Source organism: Paenibacillus sp. RU5M (assembly GCF_900221055.1).
GTDB classification, from domain to species: domain Bacteria; phylum Bacillota; class Bacilli; order Paenibacillales; family Paenibacillaceae; genus Paenibacillus; species Paenibacillus marchantiae.
Genome location: NZ_OBQM01000006.1, coordinates 243,964 through 267,889 on the forward strand (window position 1 = coordinate 243,964; position 23,926 = coordinate 267,889).

Sequence of the window (23,926 nt, forward strand, 5' to 3'; positions counted from 1 at the left end):
TGTGAAAATGAGTACTGACAAACTGATCTTGAATGGACAAACGGTAGCAGATTTTATGAAGGAAGACATGGCCTCGAAGGTTGCCATTCTTAAGGAAAAAGGCATTCAGCCTTGTCTCGCTACAATTCTCGTCGGAGATGATCCTTCTTCAGCGACTTATGTGCGTATGAAAGGAAATGCTTGTGCTCGCTTAGGCGTGCAATCCATTAAGGTCGTTCTTTCTGCGGATACCACCACGGATGAATTAATTCAAGAAATAAACAAGCTAAATGATGACCCTTCCGTACACGGTATTTTGCTTCAGCACCCTGTCCCGAATCATATCGATGAAAGAGCAGCTTTTGATGCCATTAGTATCGAGAAAGACGTTGACGGTGTTACGACTCTCGGTTTTGCACTTAATGCTTTTGGAGACGCAGAATTCCCTTCCTGTACACCACAGGCTATTATGCGTATTCTGGATTTCTACAATATTCAGATCGAGGGCAAACATGCGGTAGTCATCGGAAGAAGTCCAATTCTGGGCAAACCTGTCTCAGCCATGCTGCTAAACCGGAATGCAACGGTGACGACCTGCCACTCCAAAACCGTGAACCTGGAGGAAATCGTGAAGCTTGGCGATATCATAATTGCAGCCGTCGGCAAACCGCTCTTTGTTAAAGGAGATTGGATTAAACCAGGTGCTGTCGTAATTGATGCTGGTTATAACAAAGGCAACGTCGGAGATGTGGATTACGAAGCTTGCTTTGTTCCTTCTTCAGCAATTACACCTGTACCAGGCGGTGTTGGTCCTGTAACGATTGCGACGCTCATCGAACATACGATTAAATCTGCCTACAAGCTGTCTGAAAATGCATAATTGAATTAGCCAAAAAACAAGGTCCCTCCAGTTGACGAGGGGCCTTATTTGTCTTTGATTAAGCACGAATTGAAAATAAGAAAATATATAGATCTTTTTTTCTCTTTTTACAAACGGACCATATCTATATTATTATGAACAAGGCTTAGGAAGGAGATAAACATAACTTGAAACCTTTAGTACAGCTCCTGCATTTTGGTTATCATCAGGCGATGAGTTGCATTTTTCCTGTGGCGATCTTTGGAACGTTGGCCCTTTCTAGCGTAATTCAGATACCCTTTCTTTATCGCTATGATGCCATTCTGCTTGTTTTATTAGCAGTACAATACCTTATGTACCGGAGCGGATTGGAAACACGTGATGAAATCAAAGTCATATGTATATTTCACGTGATTGGATTGGTACTGGAGATGTATAAGGTGTGGATGGGATCCTGGTCATACCCTGAGCCTGGTTATACCAAGCTCTTTGGCGTTCCCCTTTATAGCGGATTTATGTATGCAAGTGTAGCAAGCTTTATGTGCCAAATATGGCGCAGATTGCGTATGGACATGACAGGCTGGCCTGGGTTTGCATCTTCGGTTCTGTTAGGAGGAGCCATCTATATCAACTTTTTCACACATCATTTTATTCCCGATTTTCGTTGGTGGTTGACCGCTCTGGTATTTATTGTTTTTCGTAAAACATGGATTATCTATCGGGTACGATTAACTACCTATCGAATGCCGTTAACGCTCGCTTTTGTCATCGTAGGTTTTTTCATCTGGACTGCTGAAAATATAGCTACATTTTTTAACGGCTGGAAATACCCTGACCAGCATGACTCCTGGCAACTGGTCAGTTTTAGCAAGATCAGTTCGTGGTTCCTTTTGGTGATTATTAGTGTCATCATTGTGGCCCAACTGAAATATGTCAAAGCTAATCGAAAATATGAGTAGGAGGATACAATGGAAGACTTTATTTTGTGGTTGAAATATGTGTTATTAGGTATCGTACAAGGGGCTACAGAGCCTATTCCGGTTTCTTCAAGCGGACATTTGATTATCGTTCAACGACTGCTTGGCATGCAGCAGAACGGATTATCCTTTGAAATTTTGACAAACACAGCCTCACTGATTGCCATTATGTTTATTTTTCGGGAAGATATCAAAAAACTTATTGTAGGAGGCTGGCGATTTCTAGTCTCTCGCAATGCGGAGTACAGAGCAGATTTTATGTTTTGTCTATACATAATCATAGGTACCCTGCCTGCTGCGATTGGGGCTGTGCTATTCAAGGATAAAATTGAAGAAATATTCACTTCTGTCTATACGGTTGCGATTAGTTTACTGATCACAGGGGTTGCGCTGTGGCTTATTCGAAACCTTCGCGGGCGCAAAAGAGATGGGGATTTGTCTGCGAAAGACGCAGTACTGGTGGGTCTGGCTCAAGCGGTGGCTCTTATTCCGGGAATAAGCCGCTCTGGTGCAACAGTGATTGCATCTATTGCTGTCGGGATGAAACAAGAAACGGCGTTGAAATTTTCTTTTATGCTCTACATTCCGATCAGCATTGGCGGGGTAATATTAGGGGCTTCTGACATTGTAACCGATCCGCACCGAGCGCAGTTAGCTATACCTTACATTTTAGCGTTCATTACGACCCTTATCGTAACCTACTTTTCAATGAGATGGTTCATGGGAATTATGGCAAGAGGGAACTTGATTTACTTTTCATACTATTGCTTCGTAGTCGGAATTCTTTTACTTATTTTTTTGTAAACCCGAATTTTCCTTGTAACGTATAAGGGAACAACCCTAAACAGTGGGTTGTTCCCTTTTTATTGTCTTCCAGACTTGACGATCTCGCCCTACTCGCAGGTTCCGTACGAACACTCTTTAACGTTCTCCAAGAACCATGGCGCCCATGCCATTCGGATCATCCATTTGTTTATGGGTTACGATTTCTCCTTTATCGTTGAATCCCTTCATTTCATACGGAATTGTTGCAGACGAGGGCAGTGATACAAACCAGATTATGCTTTCCGGCCCCACCTCAACCAACTTGGCTTCGGCAACTACTGGTTTCTCATTTCCCTCAAACTCGACTGTTACACGCTGAATAGCCGGGTCTAATATATGTCCAAACAGCATAGGGAAAGGTGTCGATATGTGACTCAATTCAGGTATGCTCATGTAATCCAGTGCAGACGTGAATTGAGATGATTCACCAATGGAATATCCGCCACCCCATGCCCACTTCCATCCGAATATTATTTTCCGAGCATACTCCATCTGAAGATTGCTGTTATTTTCCTGACCCGTTTTTTGTTTGAACAAAATTATGCCGCCGTCTACCGGTTCTTGATGAATGATTTGTAATGAATCATCATTATTTCTAAACTTTCGGATCGCTTCTTCAGCAGTTTTTCCTATAGGAATATGCATGGTTTCACTCATTCCCATTGCTTTGGACATGCGCCGATCGGCTAGTCCGCCAGGTCTGTCATTAACATAAACAAATGCGATGCACGTTATGAGCAAAAGTAAAATGACTATCGCAGTAATTCGAATGATTCGTTTTCTTCGCATTTTTGGCATTACGATGTCCATTCACTCCTTAAGATGACGATGACGACTATTCGCCCTGAACCGTAGATAAGGAAACAAGGACCGGACTAGCGAAATCGGAAGCTTCTTCCCCTTTGGGATTGTGAAGACGGAATAAAAAAGCGTCACCTTTTTCTGATTTCCAGACCATATAATCGTTTATCCCTTTTTCACCTGAAGCTTGAAGATATAGCTCGGCGAAACCAAGCAGGTGCTCAATCAACTCGCCACTATAATCAGTCACCGCACCGAATTTTTCCAAGTTCTCTTGACCAGTTGTCTTAAGCTTTTCCAGATCATAATCTGAGGGCAGTGGTTCAATATCCACATAGTAGTCCGGATTGCTTGTCAGCGACAAGCGGCCTTTGGCAGCATCAAAAGAAAACTTCTCGAACACGTACAATGTAAAACCTTCCCCTTGATGCAAGGTGGCCGTTTGTGATGAATTCCCCTCCCCTGTCATCAAATCAAAACTTTCTGTTTGCGGTCGTGTCGTTTCAGATGTTTCCTCATTTTCTGTGGTTGGAGCTGTAACCGACTCATTTGTTGGTGCTGATGGTTCAGAGGTTGCAGGCAGCTCTGTTTCTCCAGAGCAAGCTGTAAGTGCAACAAACATAACGAGTATCGGGATTTTAATAAAAACAGAACGAAGTTCTTTCAATTGTATCACTCCTTACAAGTTTAATGGTCAATATGTTATTACCCATGGAAGCGCATGGAAACCATACGATTGCCCCTACTCACTCCATTCTCCACCTGAACAATATGTTATGTTTAAAACGAAAAAAAGTCGCCATAATGGCGACTTTTTACGTAATTTAGATTGTACAGATTGTAAAATTAATTGAACTTATAGGTCCAAAATGCTTCTCTTCCAAACCGATTTCGGATTTGTTCATCGTCCAATTTCCCCTTGCCGACAAGTTCCGGCGCTTGGAATTGTGAACGGTGAGCTCGAATCGACGCCATTTTCTTGGCAAGGAATCCGCTCACGTCTTCAATCACATCCGCTTTCCCGATACTCTCTTCGTGATTGTTCGAGAATGCGCAGCAGTACACAATAGGTCTCTCCTCTGCGGGCAATCGACCAATCGTTCGCGTAACCGCGGCTCCGGTTGCATCATGATCGGGATGCACACTATACCCCGGATAGAAAGTAATGACCAGTGAAGGGTTAAGCTCCTTGATCAGGGCTAAGATGTGGCCATCTAGCAGCTCAGGGTCTTCAAACTCGATCATTTTATCATGAAAACCGAGCATCCTTAAGTCTTGAATACCAATCGCATTGGAGGACTCTATGAGTTCATCCTTACGGATTATTGGCAAGGTGACCCGGTTGGCAAATGGAGGGATGCCCATATTACGTCCCATCTCCCCTAGAGTCAGGCAAGCATAAGTGACTTGAGCACCGCCTTCTATGTACTTCGCCAACGTTCCCGAAGCAGTGAATGCTTCATCATCGGGATGGGGAAACACAACTAAAATGCGCTGATGTTCAATCTGTTTGTTATTCATGCTTATTTGATCCTCCGCTTTCATCAGAACAATTCCCGACTAAGTTGTAAAGCTACAACCAGCTTTCCTTGACTATCGTGACCAGCCAGAATGAGTCGTTCTTGTTCCAGCTCGTCAATGTGTGTAAGACCTTCAGCGTATATCCAGCCGTGAGTGGTTTTTAAACCAACTCGGTATGGGCCTGTGCCCGAGATAGATCCTTGCGTATATCGTATGACCGCATTGGAAATGAATGCCGACCCCGGATGCCTTGTGCTATCGAAGTGACTGGCGTAAGCACCTGACGTGAGTTCGAGGTGTAAATATAGGTCCTGATCGAGAAGTTGATTGATCCGGTGTTGGATGTCTTGAGGCTCTATTGGCTGCATGGCGGCCTCCTTTTTAATAAAAAGTAACGTTCTACATCCATTTTAACATATGTCCCGTGAGAATAAACATGGAATGAGTGAGCGAATGTTTGGAATACTCTCTATTTACTGTTTTCTAAAGAATCCTCTTCCTTCTGCACGGGTTCGGAGCACTCTCTTCTTAACAGGGCAATTTCATGTCGATAAGGTGCACTTTTATATTTTATTTTGCCAATCGACGGGGTCTCAAGCAGTTTCGGAATTGACACGAGCTGGGGATGATGTACGATATAATCCAAAGTCTGAAGTCCGATATGTCCGTGCCCAATGTTTTCATGGCGATCTTTCCTCGATCCCCGCACATTCTTGGAGTCATTGATATGCAGTACTTTTAATCGATCAAGGCCAAGCACCTTATCAAACTGCTCAAGTACCCCATCAAAATTATGAACAATATCGTATCCGGCATCATGAACATGACAAGTGTCCAGACATATGGAAATCCGTTCATTCCGCTGCACGCCATCGACAATCTGTGCCAGTTCTTCAAAGCTTGTTCCGCACTCTGTTCCTTTTCCCGCCATCGTCTCCAACGAAATCTGTACCTCCGGGTGATTATCGTCTTGTAATACTTCATTTAATCCCCGGATTATTTGTCGAATACCGATGTCCAATCCAGCATTTACGTGGGCCCCGGGGTGAAGAACAAGCTGATTTGATCCCAGCGCTGCCGTTCGTTCGATCTCGTCTCGCAGGAATTGTACGCTAAAATCAAACACCTCTCGTTTGCAACTATTCGCCAGATTAATCAGGAATGGAGCATGCACGACAATATTGGAAATGCCATGCTGCTTCATGTGCAAATGACCTGCTTCTATATTATATTGCGAAATAGATTTTCGTTTCGAATTCTGCGGTGCGCCAGTGTACATCAGAAAAGTAGATGCACCGTAAGAAGCGGCTTCTTTACTAGCCTGAAGAAGCATCTCTTTTCCTCCAAAGGATACATGCGATCCAATCAGCAGATCACTACTTTTCATCATTACCAACCACCCTCTCCTGTCGAATCCATCATTCAATTATCAATGAAATGGGTTGGATTGGCTAATGGGAAATGACGGTGATGAAGGAGATCAGAGGAAGGCATCATTTGGTCGCAATAGTTTATATCGTTTAAGGCAAAAAAGCCGCCAATTGGCGGCTTAATATGCATTCCAGTTCTCGTTACAACGATTTGCATTCTCAACGTTTGGCTTCCGGGTTCAGGGAGTAACCGATACGTTATTGAAATGCGTATGCTTGTTTGCCGTTCTAACACCGATTTTGCCATGCGTGAACGGATTCAGGCTGTTGTCCGTATAATCGATCTTCGGAGTAACCATATCATCCACATAAACTTTGATGTTTGTACCATTAACGGCAACTTTCATATGATACCAGGTATTGGTGGAATATGATTGCGCGTTGCTCTTGAGGAGCGCCCAATTATAATTCATCTTGCCCAGACTGACTCCGCTTGTGGTCAGATAGGCGTAATATCCTTGTAAAGCATCATAATTGTTCTGACCTCGTTCTGTGCCGTGGGATGGATTGGACACTCTGACAAGTAACCCCCCATCTCCCCCTGAGTCAATCATCTTAATATCCGCCTCGACCGTATAATCTGCCCATCCTGAATCTCCAAATGTAGATTTGGCAGGTCCGGTGCTCGCTGCACTGTATTCACCATTCTCTACAGCCCAGGTTCCTTCAAACCGTGTCCATCCATTATCGTCGCCGTCGTTAAAATTATCACTTACACTTGTCACATCAACATTCTTCTGAAACGTCATTCTTGAGAAATCAGCCTCGCCTGTTACGAATTCAACCTTTAATTCCCGTTGTCCAGCATTTAAATAAACCTTTTTCTTGGAGATATTTTTCCAATTATCCCATCCGCCCGTATTAGGTACATTGACGATACCCGTTAAGTCGGTCGAACCATCCCACACTCGGATCTGAGCCCCGTCCAACGAGGTAGCCATGCGAAAATCAATATCGTAATATCCACTTGACTCCACGTTTACTTTGTATTTATACCATTCTCCCGTCTGATTCCAGCCCAAGTTGTACAGTCCTTCGTTATTCAGGCGAATATCCCCGGCATCGGTACGATAAGCCCCGCCCAGGTTCCCAGCCGTTGTATCGTGATAAGCGACACCCTCGCCTCCTTTCATATAATGAACGGCCTCGATTGTGCCTGGAATCGGCTTGGAGGCATTCCATGCACTGCTTCCGTTCACATCATTGTTAAAAGCAGTATAGCCGAAGTCCGCATGTGTATCCTCTGTCAGAACACCAATTTTGCCTGCTCCTACATTGGCGGTACGCGTTGCTTTGAACATACCATCTACGTAGTATTTAAACGTTGATCCCGATTTTTCTATCCGTATGTTATGCCATTTCGAATAATTGAAGTCGGCAGGCAGATCGAATGTTTGCCAAGCCTGATCCACTCCGTTAATTCGGAAAAATGTCTCAAGTCTTTTGTTTTTCGAACTGATCAGCGCAACACCGTAATTGTTCTCATTCGTATAGGAGAATGTAGCGCCGTATCTCGGATTGGTGGACGTTCCCCGATTCATTTCCTTCATGTTAAATTCAGCCGTATAATCCGATGCGCTGCTCGAAGCCGTCACTTGTTTATACCAAGTTGAGCTGCCCATTGAATTTTGCCACATGAGTTCCTGATTGTAGATGCCCCAATTACCACCGTTCACGTTGGACCAATTACTTCCGATTGCAGTACGATCGAAGTAGTCATAGAAAACAGGCATTTCTGGATTGGGTTGATCCGTTGAAGTCGGACCTTGCACGATCATCTTGTTGTTATTCCATACAATTCGGTCCATGTTCAGATGCCGCAGCGGTCCAATGATTCCGTTACCTTCCAAATTGTGATACATCATATAGTGAGTGTCCAGATTAGGTCCTGTTACTACAGTGTTGTGTCCTAATCCCACGGTTGGACCCTCTGTACGAATTAATACCGGGTTTGTGCTATCAGTAACATATCCGGACCTCGGACCTGTCGTGCTAACTGCCACATCCACCCGATATCCTTTGCTAAATACGTGGTTACCTGTATAGGTCATATAGTATTTTCCATTTCGTTTGAAGACGGTTGAACCCTCAGTCCAGCCTCCCATCCCCACGCCTGTAGACGCACTCACTCCGATCTCAGTCGGACTGCTCATCGGTGCTGCATCTATGCGGCCCTGTGCTGCGTGATAGAAGCTGAACGAGCCATCATCGTCAATGAACACATTACCGTCAATCGACTTTCCAAGGTTGCCCGTTACTACATTGAAGGGTCCGGTAGGACTTGTGCTGCTCAGCACGTAATGTCCTTTTCCGGCAGGTGATGTATACATGTAGAACATGCCATTCCAGTAAACAACTTCAGGAGCATAAGCTCCGTGCGTAATGGGATCTGTTGCAGCTAATCCACGGTACGACCAATTCACCAGGTCTTTGGAGCTCCAGACTTTGACACCGTCGTCCGTATCTCTTGTGCTTACATACAGGTAATAGTATCCATTAAATTTCAATACATAGGGGTCCCCGAGTCCATATTGTCCCCATTCATCCGGTAACATTTGCGGATTTTGATAGGCTGTGGCAGGGAGTGGCACTGACGAAACCATTAATAAAATGACCAACAGCGTGAACATGAATCGACGACTCTTCCTCACATGATTTCCTCCTAGTCTGTTTTTTTGTTACCGCTTACAAATACATCAAGGTTCTCTACGTGCGCTTCTGTCTTACATCCGAAGAACTTGTTTTCTTCTGCACAACGGCTAACCGTCATAACCGTATGTACAGACATAATCGAGTCTCTTCATCGGGTGTTGAAATCTAGCATAAAGTAAGAAGTTACAAATAGAAATAACATTTCGTTGTCATTTATTTGGCATTTTGTTGGAAAAAAGTGCTTATTTTTTATTAGAACTCACTCGTTCATATTTACAAGAAAAAACCTCAGGAAAACTCTCCTGAGGTTTAAACGTCTATCCCGTTTCTTACGTATTAATCCAACAACGGGGTAACGGTGAGGCTTAAAAGATTGATCTCACCATGTCCACCTGAAATTTGGATTGTGTTAACATTACCCGGCTCCAAAGGAACGGTGATATTGGTGATTCCGCCGAACTCCTGCAAACCGCCAGTGGATAGCGCATTCAGCAAAGAATAGTCCTGGTCATTAATCGTCAGATGCAATTTGGCTAGTCGTTCACCAGTCGCATAATGAAGCTCAATCGATGCTCTTCCGCCTTCGCCTCCATCTATATTCTTAAACAAGGCGTACGCTTCTGAGGATTGAAGATTCCCGACCACGGTTTGACCGGATTGCAATGTCCTGATTTCAGCTCCACCAAAAACATGACAAGCTGCACCTGCATAAACTTTCTGTTGCCGTGCAGGAACCGGGGCTGGACCAACGGACGATACACCTTCCCTTGTCTGAACCACAGGTCTGATGGAACCATCTTCATCGAACTCCAGATAGTCGATACATACGCTACGCAGCGTACCTTCTCCAGAGATCGCTTGATTGTGATAAAAAAGATACCATTGCCCTTTGAATTCTACTACAGAGCCATGGGTCGTGGAACAGCCTGTCGGCTCCAGAAAAATGCCTCGGTACGTCCATGGGCCAAGCGGATTCTCGCTTGTTGCGTATCTCATACGGTTGTTGTCTTCCAGATTGTCCGCATAGCTAAGATAATAAAGATTGTTTCTTTTGAACACCCAGGCCGCTTCATGAAAATCCTCAAGTCCTTGCATTTCTGTCATGCCGTTCTCCAAGGACATCATGTCTTCATTGAGCTTGCCTCCCAGACAGACACTGCCGCCACCATAATAGATATAAGCGCTGTTGTCGTCGTCTACAATTACGCACGGGTCAATCAGTGCAAACCCGCCAAGTCCCTCGATATACCCTTGATCCGTAAAGCCATGCGCTGGATAGCGACTGGTGGCAACCCCGATCTTCCAGGAATCATTCCAGTTCGAATCACTTGGATGCGGATAATAGAAGTAATAGGTCCCATTCTTGTATGCACAGTCAGGCGCCCACATGAAGCCGCCCTCCGGTCTGCCCCAGGAAACGTCGTTTGAACGGAGTATTTCCCCTTCGTCCAACCAGTGAACCATATCCTCCGAGGAGAAAACATGATATCTGTCCATGAGATCGCATCCTCTGGCTGGGTCCATATCATGAGATGCGTAAATGTAAATTTTACCGTCGTTCCATACATGGGCCGAAGGATCTGCTGTATATATAGATGTGATTGCTGGATTCATGGATGTAGTCTTTTGGCGTGTGGTTTCGAAGCCAATATTATTAGTAGTCATTTTAATCCTCCTGAACGTATACGAACTTGTTAAAATCATGCCCTTTGGGCTCTATTGATGACTTGTTGGATGGTTTGCCGTCACTGGAATCTGGTTTTTGAACATGCGATTGATATCCCCTGCAAGTCGGAGATAAAAGTCTGAAGATACGGCAACACCGTCGGCATCCAGCGTTAGAAAATATTGATTGGTTGGAATCATGGAGCTGTTCTCTGCCATCTTGGCAATAGCCGTACCTTCATCGTACTCGTCAAACATAGCGATATATCCGGTATTGATACCGATGCTCTTCAGATTGTAGGCCTGCCTCCACATGAAGTCTCCATGCAGACGCGGATTCTCGTTTCTTGGGCCACCAGTCATGTTCGACCAAGCCGAACCCGGCCAGATCACTGGCTGATAGTCAATTCCATTTTGCTGTGTGAAAGCCAGATCAGGTTGAAGCTGATTCGTTTTGAAGCTGTCCGCTTGCTGAATATTGCCGAAGCGGGCAACGGACCAAGGCGAGATCATATCCAACGATTTGTAGACGTTCATAAAATCAGATCGAGAGTCGTTATTTCCCGTTCTCCAATACGTAGGTACGCCACCGATGACATAGATCCCCTGGTTTTTGAACCAACCGATCAAATCGGCCGCCTCTGCTGCAGTACCCGGCCGATCCGTGAAGCCAATACCCCAGATGCAGACAACCATTTTGCCATTCTGCTTCGCATAGGCCGAAGATGATGGCAGGTGCATGTTGTTCACAACATTGGTCGTCCAGTCATGCTTAACTGCTTGTACCCAATTGCTCGCATTCATGCCCGTAATGTCATACATGACATAGAACTTGCGATTATAAGATTCCGCGGCATTTTTAACCTTGACGGCTACGCTGTCCCGGTTGCTTTTCCAGTTGTTAGGTGTGTCACTCTCATCTGCGCCGAACCGTTGCAATGCTGCACCGTCGATATTGTAGGTTTGCATCCACTCAAAATGTTTGTTGACCGTCTCCTGATCGTAAGAGGAGAACAATTTGGCAGGAGAACCATTACCGAGGTTCGCCAAACTTGTCTGATACAGCTTTGAATATTCGCGAATGTCTGGATACAACTCGAAATTCACGTTGCCATTTGCTGATGGCGCACTGCTATTTTTGGACCAGTGCACCCAGCCCCCGTTCGGTGAACCGTCTCCGGCTGCGTTGAACCAGCCTTGATACCCGGCATACAGCTTGCCTACGACATCGCCACCGCTGCCTGCGGCGGAAGCACTGAACTTGAACCAGAGTAGATTGAATAAATTGCCGGTTCCGCCCGTGAATTTAAGATAGACTGTGTGTACACCAGTGGCACCACTGATTGACCCGGACTTCGTTTGCCAGGATTGCCACCCGCCCGTAGCTGGAACAGCAACAGTTCCCGCGAGTGTCCCGTTTAGGCTATCCAGACGGACCTCAATCGTAGCGCCACTGTTATTACTGGCTACTCTCACGTCGATTGAATTGGCACCGCTGCCAAAATCCACATTGTTGAATACAATGTAATCGCCGTTGTCGATAAATGCGACATTTTGCCCGCCCTCGCTGGAACTTTCCAGTTGGCCACCGGATTGACTGTTATAACTGGAAGCCTGCGTTTGATTAAACGCGGAAGCTGCCGATACGATGGAAGGTGAAATAGACAAACACAACGTAAGAATCAATAATGCCGCACTTGCAAAAGCCAAAACCTTCTTGTTTTTTTGCATGAAATTTAGCATATTATCCCCCTATTCATTTTAGTTGCGCATAAGCTACTCCTGTTCTTCATCCGCCCACGAATGCTTCGGGCCCCAGGACAGAAGCTCTTTCACCATTCCATTACTAACAATGGCTTCTCGACTAGAGAAAGGTGTCCGTAGATCTTTTACATTAGGATAAAAGGTGGCGAGCAATTCTGTCGTTTGCCGATCACTTAACGTATCATTAGCGGTAACATTAACGTGAACAGCCCCATCATAATCGGCGTGCAGAGCAGCCAAACAAGCATCCACGGCATCCCTGATATCAATGTAGCTCCACAATATGTGCTTGAACGTTTCCGCCTTCGCAATAGCCAGATGTCCGTACTCTCCCGGTCCCACAATCATTGAAAAACGGAGGGAAATCACCTGTATCCCACTTCTCCGATGAAACATCTCTGCAGTGACCTCATTAACGATCTTGGACAGGCCGTAACATTCCTGCGGCTGTTGCGGATGCTGTTCATCCACCGGGAAATAATCGGGAGCGAAGGGTTTGTTGGCCCAGGCAAATCCGTAGGATGATTCACTGGAGCCCATGACCACCTTTTTTATACCGAGCAAAGAGGCTGCTTCCAGCACATGGTATCCGGAAAGTGTATTATTAGCGAAAATATAGCTGTGAGGGTAGTGAAGCGGCGCAGGAATCGCTGCTAGATGGATGATCGCATTTACTCCGGCAAGCGCTCCCACGACTTGACCATAATCGTTCAGGTCGACAATGATCTGTTTGCAACGCACCCGGTCTGACAGGTGTTTATCCAGCGATACGACATCATGACCTTGTAATTGCAGCTTCTCAATGACTTGTGAACCCAGCTTTCCGCCTCCGCCTGTAACTGCAATCGTCTTCATTCCTATATCTCTCCTGTCTGTTCTTGTCACTTCGTTAGGGTCGCACCAATGTCCCATCCGCTTTGCGGTCTAGAGGATACGGCCGATGATATTTGTTGTGATCCCATGAGTCACTTAGTAATGATCTGGCCTTCACTTCATCCAGTTCAATGCCCAGTCCCGGTTTATTGGAAGGGTATAGATATCCTCCCTCTCTGACGATATGTCCGGGGAATGCCTGCAACTCATGAGGTTTAAAATGATTGATTTCCTGGATACCAAAGTTCCACAGGGCCATATCCAGATGGACAGCAGCTGCCTGGTTAACAGGATCATTCTCCCCACCCTCCTGCCAGGCTGTTCGTACTCCGTAGGCTTCGCCCAGCGTAGCGATCTTGCGACAAGCGCTGATTCCGCCTGCTTTCGATACCCGAACTCTGATAAAATCGATCAACTTCTCTTGAATCAGACCCGTCCACTCCTGAGGATTAACAAATAATTCTCCCACTGCCTGCGGCGTAGCACTCTGTTGACGAAGCTGTCGATACCATCCGATCTGTTCCGGAGCAAGTGCATCTTCCAGAAAGAAAAGATGATAAGGTTCAAGCCGCTTCGACAGCTGAATGGCATGAATGGGGGATAAATGCTCATGCACATCATGAGTAAACTGAATCCCATTACCAAATTCCAGGCGCAACTTCTCGAACATGTCAGGGATGGCATGCAGATACGCATGTTCATCGAATACAGGACCGCTGCTCCAGGGCTCGCGTGGCAAATTCGCGTCCTTGCCGCTGACAAATCCCCCGCCACCGTAACCTCCCATCTGCACTCGAATGACCGTGTATCCTTCTTCCATAAAACGAGATACGTCTTCTTTCAGCTCGCTGATATCAGCACCTCCGGCATGGCCGTAACAGGGAACTGCCGAACGGCAGGCCCCTCCTAACAATTGATATACCGGCAGATTCGCTTCCTTGCCCTTGATATCCCACAGGGCCATGTCAATTCCACCAATGGCCGTATGAAGTATTGCCCCATTTCTCCAATATCCGCTCATATGCATGAGATGCCACAAATCTTCAATTTGGGATGCATCCCTTCCCACGAGTAATGGTGCCAGCAGTTGTTCGATGACCTGTACCACCGCTTCGGGATTATAAATATCGGAAGCAGAACCCAATCCGTGAAGACCATCTTGATCCGTCGAAATCTTCACAATGGTCCAGCTTCCGTCGTGTCTTGTACGTATGCATTCTATCCGTGTAATTTTAGCCATGTGTTCCCTCTCCTCATCTGCTCCATTTCAATCCTATCGGAAGATTTAAGGCAAACGGTTGTATAAACGATACAGCAGCACTGCGGTCTCAGCACGTGTCATTGTATCTTCCGGATGGAAGCTGCCATTGCTTCCTTCCATCATTGTTGATTTGGTTAATGAATCAATGGCATCGCGGGCATATGCCTTAATCAAATGAGTATCTTTATAGTCATTCAGACCGGATTCACCTTCAGGAAGAGGCTGCATCCCGATAACTTGCATAGCTCGGTAGATCATAACCGCTGCTTCTTCCCGGGTAATTGGAGACGCTGGCGAGAATCGATCCGCGCCTGCCCCTTGAATGATGCCCAGCGTTCTTGCGGTATTCACGGACTGTTCGTAGTAAACATGCTCAGGTACATCCGCGAAGCGTTCCACCTTGGTTCCCTGATCTGGTTGTAATTCTAAGGCATTGGTAAGCAGAGTTACGAAATCCGCTCGGCGGATCATGGATTGAGGCTGATATTCTGTCTTTGTCATTCCACGAATAACCCCTTTGTACACTAGAACTTCGATGGCATGGCGGGCCCATGATAGCTGCTGTATATCCTGGAATGTTCGATTATCCTGAGTGATTGCATAAACTCCGTTTTGCCGTGTTTTGAAAATCATTTGTTCCGATTTTTTATTGAACTTCCCATTTGGAATGGAGATCATTTGCCCGTCATCCGCGATACGTCGTACTGCCAGTTTTTCCGGGTCCAGCAGTTCAGTTACATTAGGCTGATAGGGTAAACTTACTGTGATTGGCGTAATGGAATTTTGCCATGCAACGGGTTTTCCATCCGATATCACAGATAATGAAATCGCAGGCCGCTCCCCTAAGTCTGATTTCAGCTTGGCACTCCAAGTGCTTCGTTCAGCCTTACTTAATTCCAAGGTAATACGCTCTCCAATCGTTCCTTGGGGACTAGCCAGCAAATGGCTCGGAACCAGCAGCACTCCCCATGCTGTTCGAATCTCCAACCAATGGGTAGATGGTGTTTCCTGCAAAAAGCTGGATGGAAGTGTCAGAGCATACCCTTCAGCACCATCCACGGATTCGATGTCTACTATCAGCTTCTTTTTCCCGTCCTGATCAGGGGTGATGCGGTTGAATGCATCCTCCATCATCTTGTTGGTGAGCTCGGCTGTTGCCAATGCAGCAGCTTTATCCAGCTTGGGCAGAAGCTGCATTGTAGCACCAGGAGCGGCAGGTATTGCTTCATTCTCCCCTCCAGTCGGAGAGCCCCCTCCAGCACTTGGCTGCGAACCCGAGCCTGGCTGTGGATTGGGTCCCCCAGGATTCGGATTGGAACCTGATGTAAGAGCAGCGAGTCTTACGAGTAATGAGGACTTCAACTTACCGCCCGGTAGCAGAGTGACAAAGTTGGTTGCTGTATCTATAGAGGTAACATCTTTCTTTTGCTCCGCAGTACGAACACTCGACTCGGCCGATTGCTCCAACAATGTCACGTAATCACCCGTAAGCAGATACAAGTTTCCGAATAAACGTGCATCTTTACTTGTACCGATCCCTCCATTAAACTCCATAAATCCTGATCGTCCTTCGCCATCGTTTTCATTGACAAGTAATGCAAAACCGATAGGTTTGTCAGGTTGGAATGAATATCCTTCCTGATGAAGCGCTGCAAAAGGCAGCGTAATTTGATAATGAGTAATATGAGTCGTCTCGTCCCGGGTAATGTTTGCTGAAGCGGATTCTAATAAACCTGTAGCAACCCCTTCTGGAGCTCTCCATCTCCATTTCGTGATGACACCTTCCTGATTCAGTGCAAAACCAAGCTCATTCACCTGTTTGCTGGCCGCACCATCCTCTTTGCCAAGGTCAATACCGAGCTGTAAACTGTCTCCTTGCCATATATCGCCATTGATATTGGATTGATGGTGAATATCGTCCTTGACGTCCACCTTGAGAACCAAATTTTCCGCATCCCAACTTGCTTTAGCTTGAATGCTGAGGTCATTCGGACCTCCCCAGCTTCCACCGACACTGTTGTAATGCTCCGGACTGGAAACCTCAATGAATGGCAGCGTTCCAACAGCATTTTTTTGTGCCGCAAAGGATTGTGACAGCTTGACTGAAGTCTCATAACGGAACCCATTCTTAAGCGTTATTCTGAATTTGAGCAAGTCACTTGATATATAGGGAAGCGCCACATCCATGCTTTTCCCAATGCCCAGCCCCTCAAATCGTACTGGCTTAAACATCGCCTGATACACACTCGGTTCAATCAGTTCGATCTGCCCTTTAAGCAAAGCCTCACCTGCAACATTAGTCAAAGTCAGCATGCTTCCGGGATCACCTGGTCTGGATGGATCATACCCAAGCTGGTTCAGTTTGAGTGCCAAAGGAAATAGATTGGTACCCGTCACTTTTCCAGGAGGGGCTTCATTCTCCATCTGAAAACCGCCATTAAACAGGTTGTTGGATATCACCATCTTCTCTACGTTTGGACCTGCAACCACATGATTCGTACGTGGCTGTTGAAAATAGGAATTGTAGAGGGTAATATCACCACCGATTGCATTAATGCCGATTTCACCAACGTTTGTGAAGTTTCCCTGCTGTATACGGATATCTCCTCCGTGAATATCAAAAGACCTTGTTGTGTCTCCCCACATGGACGTATTGAAGAACACTGCTTTGGAACCAAAGTCTGGCCCAACCTCCACGTATACCTTGTCTGTTGTACTCATGGAAACAAGCTCTGTGTTGATAAACGAAAGACCCGCTGTTCCCGCATGTTGCAATACGGCGCCCTTTTTACTGCCATCCGTGCCATGACCAATAACGACGGCTTCAGGCCCTCTTCCATTCTGTTCTTCAAAATGAATACCATACTTTGAACCGTATACAAATGTATTGAAAATAACCTGATTCGTGACATCCCCAATACGGAAGGCGTCCAGATTCTCTTTTTGATAATTCCAAATTTGATTAATTTCTTCATCATTCGATGGATGATTCGGATAATTGTTCCGACCATAATAATGCGGATTGAACTGCACATTCCGCATGTATCCTCCGTCTGACCCGCCACCAAGATATATGCCTTCCTTGAGCGGTGATCCCGCTACATAATCGATATAATGACCACTTGTATCATGGGTGCCCAAGTCGACAGCCTGATAGGGATTAACCAAGGTTGTATCGATCAGGTATACGTTTTCACCTTGACCTTGCACAGTCCATGCATAAGGCTTCACCGGATTGGTATCAGACCATGTTTGTTGATCGTAATAGACGGATAATCCGCGTAACCCCGATGCTTGCTTCAGCTGAATGAAGGCATCGGCATCCGGAGCATTTTCGCCATAGTTCGTAAAAATAACGGTTCCATTCCCGATCGTATGATGAGGTACATCATAATTGCCCCGCAGTTCTACGGCAGTCGGGACCACCAAAGCCTGCTCAACGCGGTATATGCCAGCCGGCATATAGACCGTTCCTCCACCTGCAGCTTCGGCATCATTCAATGCCTGTTGAATGGCTTGGGATGAATCCGTATTCCCTGTGTTATCAGCCAAATAGGGCTGGCTCACTACGTTAAACAATTCGCGAGTACCCGGCTTGGGCTGCACAGCAATATCTACTGAAGGAACATTAGGGATCGTTTCCAACACCAAATTTTCTTCCTGATGGATGTTCAGTTCCGCCGAGGTACTTTCATCGTTCATTGCAAGGTTGCCTTCGTGTCCGGAATGTATGGCATTGATTGTTGCCACATCTCCCTGAAGAAGCAGGTGCCGATCCGGCTTGGCGAAGGTAGAACTGCCCAGTATAAGCGAACCACTCTTCGCAACTATGGCATAATCTCCGCTTCCTTCACCCCAATTCACGAAAGAACTGCTCTCAAAGGACAACGTTCCACGCCCTTCATTCACAACCGCATGTTTGGGCTCCCCGCCCACCGTTACGCTGTTAAACTGCGCAATGGAGTGAAAGCCTTCCGTTGCATAAATGGCAACAGGATTCGGACCAGCACTCGCTTCGAATTGACTGTCTGTCACCAGCAATCCATAATCATTGACGCCTTCAATCTTCAACGCTACGTTGCAGTCTTCGATCTGGATTTTGTACAGCTGCGCATTGGCTGTTTCAAGGCTTCCGGTTCTTGTCGTGATTCGTATCCCTGTCTTATAACCCGAGATATGAATATTCGACATGTACTCCCAGTCCGAGCGCCCCATTACGATACCTTCGGATTGCATTATCATATATTCACGCAATTGAGACCGTTCAGGTGCTCCTGGCAAACCAGAGTTCGCCCATACATCCGGGGACAGGTGAAGCTCTTCCAGTCTCCCAATGTCTGTTGTGAAATCCAGAAAGATACCGGTTTTCAGTGTGGTGCCGTATACATCCTTCACATAATGAAGTTCGTTCCATTCCGGGCCAATCTTAATCCCCTGGTACGCATTGACGAGTGTTACATTTTTCACCGTAGCACTGTCACCTGGAAGCTGTTCCATCGTCCATGGATAGGCCACCGGGTTATTCATATTCTGTTCGGGATACCAGATCGACACATGTGTTACCCCACTGGAAGGCTCAATCTTTATGAAGCTGTTCCCGTTAGCTTGACCTTTGCCGCCATATACAGCAAGGATTGTGCCTTTGACTAACCCGCCATGCTCGTCGGGATTCCCCCAATCTCCGCGAAGTGTAACGCCTGTTGGAATAACCAGCTCTCCGGTTAATTTATAGGTTCCGGATGGTACGAACACAACTCCGCCGCCTTGATTTCCGGCTATTGCAAGGGCTTCTTTGAAAGCTTGAGTATCGTCCGAGACACCGTCCCCTATTGCTCCATAATCGGTTACGCTCCGATCTGCAATGACGATATCTGATGTAGGGAATTCCGTATCATAAACCTTCGTCTGAGTACCTCCCTGTTGCTGAGGCTGCTTATGGACAGTTACTTTCGCCAGATGAAGTTCCGGATTGTTGGCTGGTGCCCCTGCACCGCTAACCCCGATTCGGAAATCCGCATCATGGGTGCGGTTACCGAAATTGGCATCGCTGAGCTTGAAGGTATGTGTCTTCCAGGTTCCCGTATTTTCATACCGGAACAAAGGGGCATCCTTGAAATTGGATTGCTTCGAATCGTATTGCAGAGACAACGCTCCACTATCGCTATCGTAATATTCAATAGTGACGAACACGTCCTGATCGGTATTTTCAAACAAATATTCATCCGCAACATTAAAGTAAAAATACAGGATGTTATCGGCCGGATTTGTTGGATTCACCGTCTGATTGGTTTTCCAATAATCCTTGCCGTCAAACGTCCCCACTTGAAGACCTGCTGGAGGTCCATCGCCGGGACGAGCCGTTATGCCCTGCTGCACAGGAGTTTCCCCCAACGTAATACTTACCGAGTCAGGTGACACATCATTTAGATGGACGTCTCCCTGTTCAGTAACATCTTCCCCCTCTGCTGCCGCGTGTGTGGTTGCTGGTGTGATGTATAGCCCTGAACATAACATGACAATAGTCAACAGCACTGAAATGGTACACCTGGCACCTAACCATAATCGTTTGTTCACAATCGTACCTCCCATTAACTTGATCATGTAATCAAGCTGCACGAAAACAGGGTTGTCGTATGTGGAACATGATGCATCCGTTTTCAATTCGCAGCAGTGGAGAGAACTCCAAGACTGAATTGTTTATTTTAAACGTGTTGTGGGTTGAATGCCGATCGTCTGAATTTTTGCTGATCCCACATTCAAAGCATAACTTCCCTCATCCGCTACTTTCATGGCTTCACCTTGATCTTCAACAATTGTACTTTCGTACACTTCCTTAGCCTCAAACGAAGGCGTTACCTTCAGTGAAGTCGTCTCCGATGATACATTGAACACCCTGAATAGCATGTCATCATTTGCCTCGCCCCGTTTAAGCGCACTAAAAGCGAGATGATCACCCTCCCATTGCAAAAACTCGTGGGTAGCGGGTAACGCACCACCATGTACCCCTGTCTGTTGAACAGTCCAGGGAACCGGGAACTGATACGCCTGCACATAAGCATTGGACTTAATAACATCCAGATCATGTGAGATGAGCTCCATTTCCAGAATGTGCTGTCCGAGACATTGGGCCTCCGGCGTTGCAAATACTCCCCAATCCCCAAGCTCACGTACCCCACGCAGCAGTGTCACAGCAATGGTATTCTGATTAGCCAATACTTCGTACTCATTAAGACCTTTATTCGCAATCGTCAGCCCTTCACGACCATTGCTGATACTGACAAATGCATTTTGATGCTGCGCATTGCTAGGATTTCTCCATTCCGCTTCCGGCTGTATCGGGCGTTGAGCCAGTTCGTAAATAGAGTCGACGGTAACATGACTTGCTTCGAGTCCCGTTTGGAACAACATGCGGATACGATGATCCTGAACCGTGTTATCGATATAGCTTTTAATGCCAACCGAACGTCCCGTTTTTTCAAGGCTTAGCTCTGTACGAATGCTCACTTCTCTAGTTTCGTCCAGCCGGCGGGATTTCCGGTAACGAAATGGAACCATGGAGCGGATCTCTTCATCCAGCAGTTCATCAGCGCCTACCGGGAGCTTCCAGTTATGCACGATCTCATAAACGGCTTTCAGGGGTGTATGATGTACCAGCTTAATCTGGGCAGGAAGTCCCTGCGTAGTTAACGGAGCTTCCTGATCCGGTTGTCTGTACATATACTCATTTCCGATATCCCCCGTATCCTCATAAATACCAAGCCCTGTATAATTACGACCGTTCACTTTATCCAACATGGTAAACGATCCATCCCCCGCAATCTCGATCCGCACATAATCGTTCTCCATCACTTGCTCTTCTGTAACAAGTTCAGTGGTAGTCAGTTCGCTAAGCGCATTCTCTCCAGAAACACTCTTAGGCACAAGAGCAAAACTATGATATCCAAAACCAGGGATGTTCTGGACATGAAGCTCTACATCCACTTGATATGCCCAGTAAGGTTGACGGAATCGATCATCCGGCAAATCATATCCAAATGTCGGTCCAACGGGTGTGATCACGGATTCCACTTGCATGCCTTCCGCGTTCAATACAACCCAATCGTTCGGGTCAAAGGCTTCATATTCGCGCTTAAATTCCTGATACTTTTCATGCGGAGGCTGGTGGTCAAAGTAACGTCGCTCAACGTCCATCCTAGTTACAATTACATTGGATCGACGATGTCCCGAAGTGTTAAACACTACAAAAGGCAACGCACAATCTGCGTCAAAACCAGATGTATCCACGGATTCGGCTATTGTACGAGCACTCTGAACCGATATGGCTTCAGCCACTTCTTGCGATTTGGCAAATCGGGTCATCATTTCCCTATGAACCTCGTCAACACTGCACCCGCAGATGCTGTCATGAGGATGATTCTTCAGTAACGTCTTCCATGCATATAACAGCTCATGCCGTGGATAAATGCCTGTGTACAGAGAGGCCATGACTGCCAGCGGCTCAGCCACTTTCTCCAGTAACGTCTGGCTTTTTACATTTTGCTGTTTGATATACACCCTTGCTGAAGCAGTATTTACAAGTGTGATCCAGCCGTCGGTCCATTGGCTTCGAAGTTCACCGCGAATGACGTCCAATGATTGTGGTTTCGCTTTTTGCAAAGCCTGAATGTACTCGGGAAAGCTGGAATGACGAAACGTCACGTCTGGCATAATCTCGGTGGCTGTTTTTAACGCTTGTGTCAGATCCTTCTGGAGCGGCTGATGATCGCATCCGTTCATGAACAGGAGTTCGGAACTTGAAGCAAACTCTTCTGCTGCAGCCAGTTTTTCGGCCCAGTAAACTTTCGCCTTCTCTGGTTCCACCGGAATTTCCATGCCATTGTTGTACCAATTGGCGAACAGGATCGCCAGTACACGAGTACCATCGGGTGATTCCCAATACATCTCCGAGTATTTGGAGGTATGTTCATTGCCAGACTGAATTTCGTTATTGAATCCAACTGGCTTCACTCCACGTCCATATACAGCTACCTCAATGCCTGCTTGGCTAATGAGTTGTGGTGCCTGACCCATATTGCCGAAGGAATCCGGGAAATATCCGATTTTCGCATATCCTCCCATTTGTTCTGAAGCTTGAATACCAATTAAAAGATTGCGTGCATTGGCTTCACTGCTGACGAGGAATTCATCTTGAAGGATGTACCATGGACCGACAATCAGCTTGCCCTCTTCAATTAACTGGCGAACCTGATTCGACCTGTGCGGCATGATTTCCAGGTAATCCTCCAGCACAATAAACTGCCCATCCAGATGGAAATTCGTAAATTCCGGGTCATTTTCAAACGTCTCGATTAAATCCTCCATGAGCTGAACAAGCAACATTCGGTGCTTCTCGAAGGATAGATACCACTCCCTGTCCCAGTGAGAATGTGCGACAATATGTGCGGTTTTTGTAGTCATTCATTTCATTCCAATCTTGTATGATTTAGTTGTTGTGTATTTACATTTTCACTGAACCTACCGTCATGCCCTTGACATACATCTTCTGCATGAACGGGAAGGCAAGCAGGATTGGAATGACCGTAATCAAAGCCCCTGCCATGAGTTCATTCCATTTCTTAAATGAAGATGAATCCAAATACATGAGTCCCATTGGTAACGTAAACATATCCCGGCTATCCACGATGATCATCGGCCACAAAATATTGTTCCAGCTTCCGATAAAGTTCAGAATCGCAATGGTTCCGATAGCGGGCAACGCCAATGGCAGATAGATTCTGTAGTAGATTTTGAAATTGTTGCATCCATCCAGGACGGCGCTTTCGTATAACTCATGTGAGATTGTGCGGAAGTAGCTGGTGAATAGAAAAATGGCGAAGGGTGCAGCACCATTAATCATGGGCAGAATCATGCCAATATACGTGTTTTGCAGCCCCAGATTGGTCATATTGATATATAGCGGAATCAATGTGGTTACACCTGGAACGAGCAGCAAGGCAATAAACGTGTAATAGATGAATTTTTTGCCCCGATAGACAAATTTGGCAAACGAATAGGCCATCATGGTATAGATGAGAATAACGCCTATAATCACGACTGCACTTACGATCACGCTGTTGATGAAAAACTGATAGAAGTTCAATTTGTTCCATACGTCACCAAATGTGGACCACAATGGTGCAGCTTGTGGAAACGGACTCTGTGGATTGGCTAGTGCATCCTGTGATGTCTTCAGCGAAGTGCCGATCATCCAGACAAAAGGATACAGGCAGGTCAATCCGTACAAGATTAGAATGATATGCTTAATATATTTGACCATGTG

At 46.2% G+C, this 23,926-nt stretch carries 17 protein-coding genes; 3 read left to right on the forward strand and 14 right to left on the reverse strand.

The window, feature by feature from the left end; translation table 11 throughout:
• Positions 1 to 7: 7 nt before the first annotated feature.
• The 3 genes from CRO25_RS19100 (at position 8) to CRO25_RS19110 (ending at position 2,619) form a co-directional block, all read left to right on the forward strand.
• Positions 8 to 859 carry a bifunctional 5,10-methylenetetrahydrofolate dehydrogenase/5,10-methenyltetrahydrofolate cyclohydrolase gene (locus CRO25_RS19100; RefSeq protein WP_063565033.1) on the forward strand — a complete coding sequence of 284 codons (852 nt, stop codon included), beginning with the start codon at positions 8 to 10 and terminating at the stop codon, positions 857 to 859.
• 167 nt (positions 860 to 1,026) lie between these two features.
• Positions 1,027 to 1,797, forward strand: a complete 771-nt coding sequence (locus tag CRO25_RS19105; protein WP_079696071.1) for a DUF817 domain-containing protein — start codon at positions 1,027 to 1,029, stop codon at positions 1,795 to 1,797.
• A 9-nt stretch (positions 1,798 to 1,806) separates the two neighbouring features.
• The gene (locus CRO25_RS19110; protein ID WP_063565034.1) at positions 1,807 to 2,619 is read left to right on the forward strand and encodes an undecaprenyl-diphosphate phosphatase; all 813 of its coding nucleotides are present in this window, start codon (positions 1,807 to 1,809) and stop codon (positions 2,617 to 2,619) included.
• 117 nt (positions 2,620 to 2,736) lie between these two features.
• Here the strand turns inward: CRO25_RS19110 and CRO25_RS19115 are convergent, their stop codons facing one another.
• The 14 genes from CRO25_RS19115 to CRO25_RS19175 all read right to left on the reverse strand — a co-directional run bounded on the left by CRO25_RS19115 (position 2,737) and on the right by CRO25_RS19175 (position 23,923).
• Positions 2,737 to 3,429 (reverse strand): hypothetical protein, encoded by a 693-nt coding sequence (locus CRO25_RS19115; RefSeq protein ID WP_143806563.1) that lies wholly within the window; start codon positions 3,427 to 3,429, stop codon positions 2,737 to 2,739.
• Positions 3,430 to 3,475: 46 nt separating this feature from the next.
• Positions 3,476 to 4,117 (reverse strand): hypothetical protein, encoded by a 642-nt coding sequence (locus CRO25_RS19120; RefSeq protein ID WP_372828955.1) that lies wholly within the window; start codon positions 4,115 to 4,117, stop codon positions 3,476 to 3,478.
• Between the two features lie 170 nt (positions 4,118 to 4,287).
• Positions 4,288 to 4,962 carry a bacillithiol biosynthesis deacetylase BshB2 gene (gene bshB2 / locus CRO25_RS19125; protein WP_079696165.1) on the reverse strand — a complete coding sequence of 225 codons (675 nt, stop codon included), beginning with the start codon at positions 4,960 to 4,962 and terminating at the stop codon, positions 4,288 to 4,290.
• A 23-nt stretch (positions 4,963 to 4,985) separates the two neighbouring features.
• The gene (locus CRO25_RS19130) at positions 4,986 to 5,330 is read right to left on the reverse strand and encodes a YojF family protein (RefSeq protein WP_024631702.1); all 345 of its coding nucleotides are present in this window, start codon (positions 5,328 to 5,330) and stop codon (positions 4,986 to 4,988) included.
• Positions 5,331 to 5,431: 101 nt separating this feature from the next.
• Positions 5,432 to 6,352, reverse strand: a complete 921-nt coding sequence (locus CRO25_RS19135) for a deoxyribonuclease IV (protein ID WP_256863689.1) — start codon at positions 6,350 to 6,352, stop codon at positions 5,432 to 5,434.
• A gap of 219 nt (positions 6,353 to 6,571) precedes the next feature.
• Complete coding sequence (locus tag CRO25_RS19140; RefSeq protein WP_256863690.1) at positions 6,572 to 9,043, reverse strand: family 43 glycosylhydrolase; 2,472 nt, start codon at positions 9,041 to 9,043, stop codon at positions 6,572 to 6,574.
• An 11-nt stretch (positions 9,044 to 9,054) separates the two neighbouring features.
• On the reverse strand, positions 9,055 to 9,180 hold the full coding sequence (locus CRO25_RS33950; RefSeq protein ID WP_256863691.1) for a hypothetical protein: 126 nt from the start codon (positions 9,178 to 9,180) through the stop codon (positions 9,055 to 9,057).
• A gap of 200 nt (positions 9,181 to 9,380) precedes the next feature.
• Positions 9,381 to 10,709 carry a family 43 glycosylhydrolase gene (locus CRO25_RS19145; RefSeq protein ID WP_218670785.1) on the reverse strand — a complete coding sequence of 443 codons (1,329 nt, stop codon included), beginning with the start codon at positions 10,707 to 10,709 and terminating at the stop codon, positions 9,381 to 9,383.
• Positions 10,710 to 10,760: 51 nt separating this feature from the next.
• Positions 10,761 to 12,452: a carbohydrate-binding protein gene (locus CRO25_RS19150; protein WP_079696075.1), complete on the reverse strand. Its 1,692-nt coding sequence runs from the start codon at positions 12,450 to 12,452 to the stop codon at positions 10,761 to 10,763.
• A gap of 33 nt (positions 12,453 to 12,485) precedes the next feature.
• The gene (locus CRO25_RS19155; RefSeq protein WP_079696076.1) at positions 12,486 to 13,328 is read right to left on the reverse strand and encodes an NAD(P)-dependent oxidoreductase; all 843 of its coding nucleotides are present in this window, start codon (positions 13,326 to 13,328) and stop codon (positions 12,486 to 12,488) included.
• 34 nt (positions 13,329 to 13,362) lie between these two features.
• A complete protein-coding gene (locus CRO25_RS19160) occupies positions 13,363 to 14,586 on the reverse strand; it encodes an enolase C-terminal domain-like protein (protein ID WP_079696077.1) in 1,224 nt (407 codons plus the stop codon).
• Between the two features lie 45 nt (positions 14,587 to 14,631).
• A complete protein-coding gene (locus tag CRO25_RS19165) occupies positions 14,632 to 20,181 on the reverse strand; it encodes a glycosyl hydrolase family 28-related protein (protein WP_179132213.1) in 5,550 nt (1,849 codons plus the stop codon).
• Positions 20,182 to 20,304: 123 nt separating this feature from the next.
• The gene (locus CRO25_RS19170) at positions 20,305 to 23,064 is read right to left on the reverse strand and encodes an alpha-mannosidase (RefSeq protein ID WP_079696079.1); all 2,760 of its coding nucleotides are present in this window, start codon (positions 23,062 to 23,064) and stop codon (positions 20,305 to 20,307) included.
• 40 nt (positions 23,065 to 23,104) lie between these two features.
• Positions 23,105 to 23,923: a carbohydrate ABC transporter permease gene (locus tag CRO25_RS19175; protein ID WP_062319098.1), complete on the reverse strand. Its 819-nt coding sequence runs from the start codon at positions 23,921 to 23,923 to the stop codon at positions 23,105 to 23,107.
• Positions 23,924 to 23,926: the final 3 nt, after the last annotated feature.

Bases quoted from the DNA above. Each gene is read 5' to 3' on its own strand.
- CRO25_RS19100 (WP_063565033.1), top strand. From the start codon at position 8: ATGAGTACTGACAAACTGATCTTGAATGGACAAACGGTAGCAGATTTT.
- CRO25_RS19110 (WP_063565034.1), top strand. From the start codon at position 1,807: ATGGAAGACTTTATTTTGTGGTTGAAATATGTGTTATTAGGTATCGTA.
- CRO25_RS19115 (WP_143806563.1), bottom strand. From the start codon at position 3,429: ATGCGAAGAAAACGAATCATTCGAATTACTGCGATAGTCATTTTACTT.
- bshB2 (WP_079696165.1), bottom strand. From the start codon at position 4,962: ATGAATAACAAACAGATTGAACATCAGCGCATTTTAGTTGTGTTTCCC.
- CRO25_RS19130 (WP_024631702.1), bottom strand. From the start codon at position 5,330: ATGCAGCCAATAGAGCCTCAAGACATCCAACACCGGATCAATCAACTT.
- CRO25_RS19135 (WP_256863689.1), bottom strand. From the start codon at position 6,352: ATGATGAAAAGTAGTGATCTGCTGATTGGATCGCATGTATCCTTTGGA.
- CRO25_RS33950 (WP_256863691.1), bottom strand. From the start codon at position 9,180: ATGTCTGTACATACGGTTATGACGGTTAGCCGTTGTGCAGAAGAAAAC.
- CRO25_RS19145 (WP_218670785.1), bottom strand. From the start codon at position 10,709: ATGACTACTAATAATATTGGCTTCGAAACCACACGCCAAAAGACTACA.
- CRO25_RS19150 (WP_079696075.1), bottom strand. From the start codon at position 12,452: ATGCTAAATTTCATGCAAAAAAACAAGAAGGTTTTGGCTTTTGCAAGT.
- CRO25_RS19155 (WP_079696076.1), bottom strand. From the start codon at position 13,328: ATGAAGACGATTGCAGTTACAGGCGGAGGCGGAAAGCTGGGTTCACAA.
- CRO25_RS19160 (WP_079696077.1), bottom strand. From the start codon at position 14,586: ATGGCTAAAATTACACGGATAGAATGCATACGTACAAGACACGACGGA.
- CRO25_RS19170 (WP_079696079.1), bottom strand. From the start codon at position 23,064: ATGACTACAAAAACCGCACATATTGTCGCACATTCTCACTGGGACAGG.
- CRO25_RS19175 (WP_062319098.1), bottom strand. From the start codon at position 23,923: ATGGTCAAATATATTAAGCATATCATTCTAATCTTGTACGGATTGACC.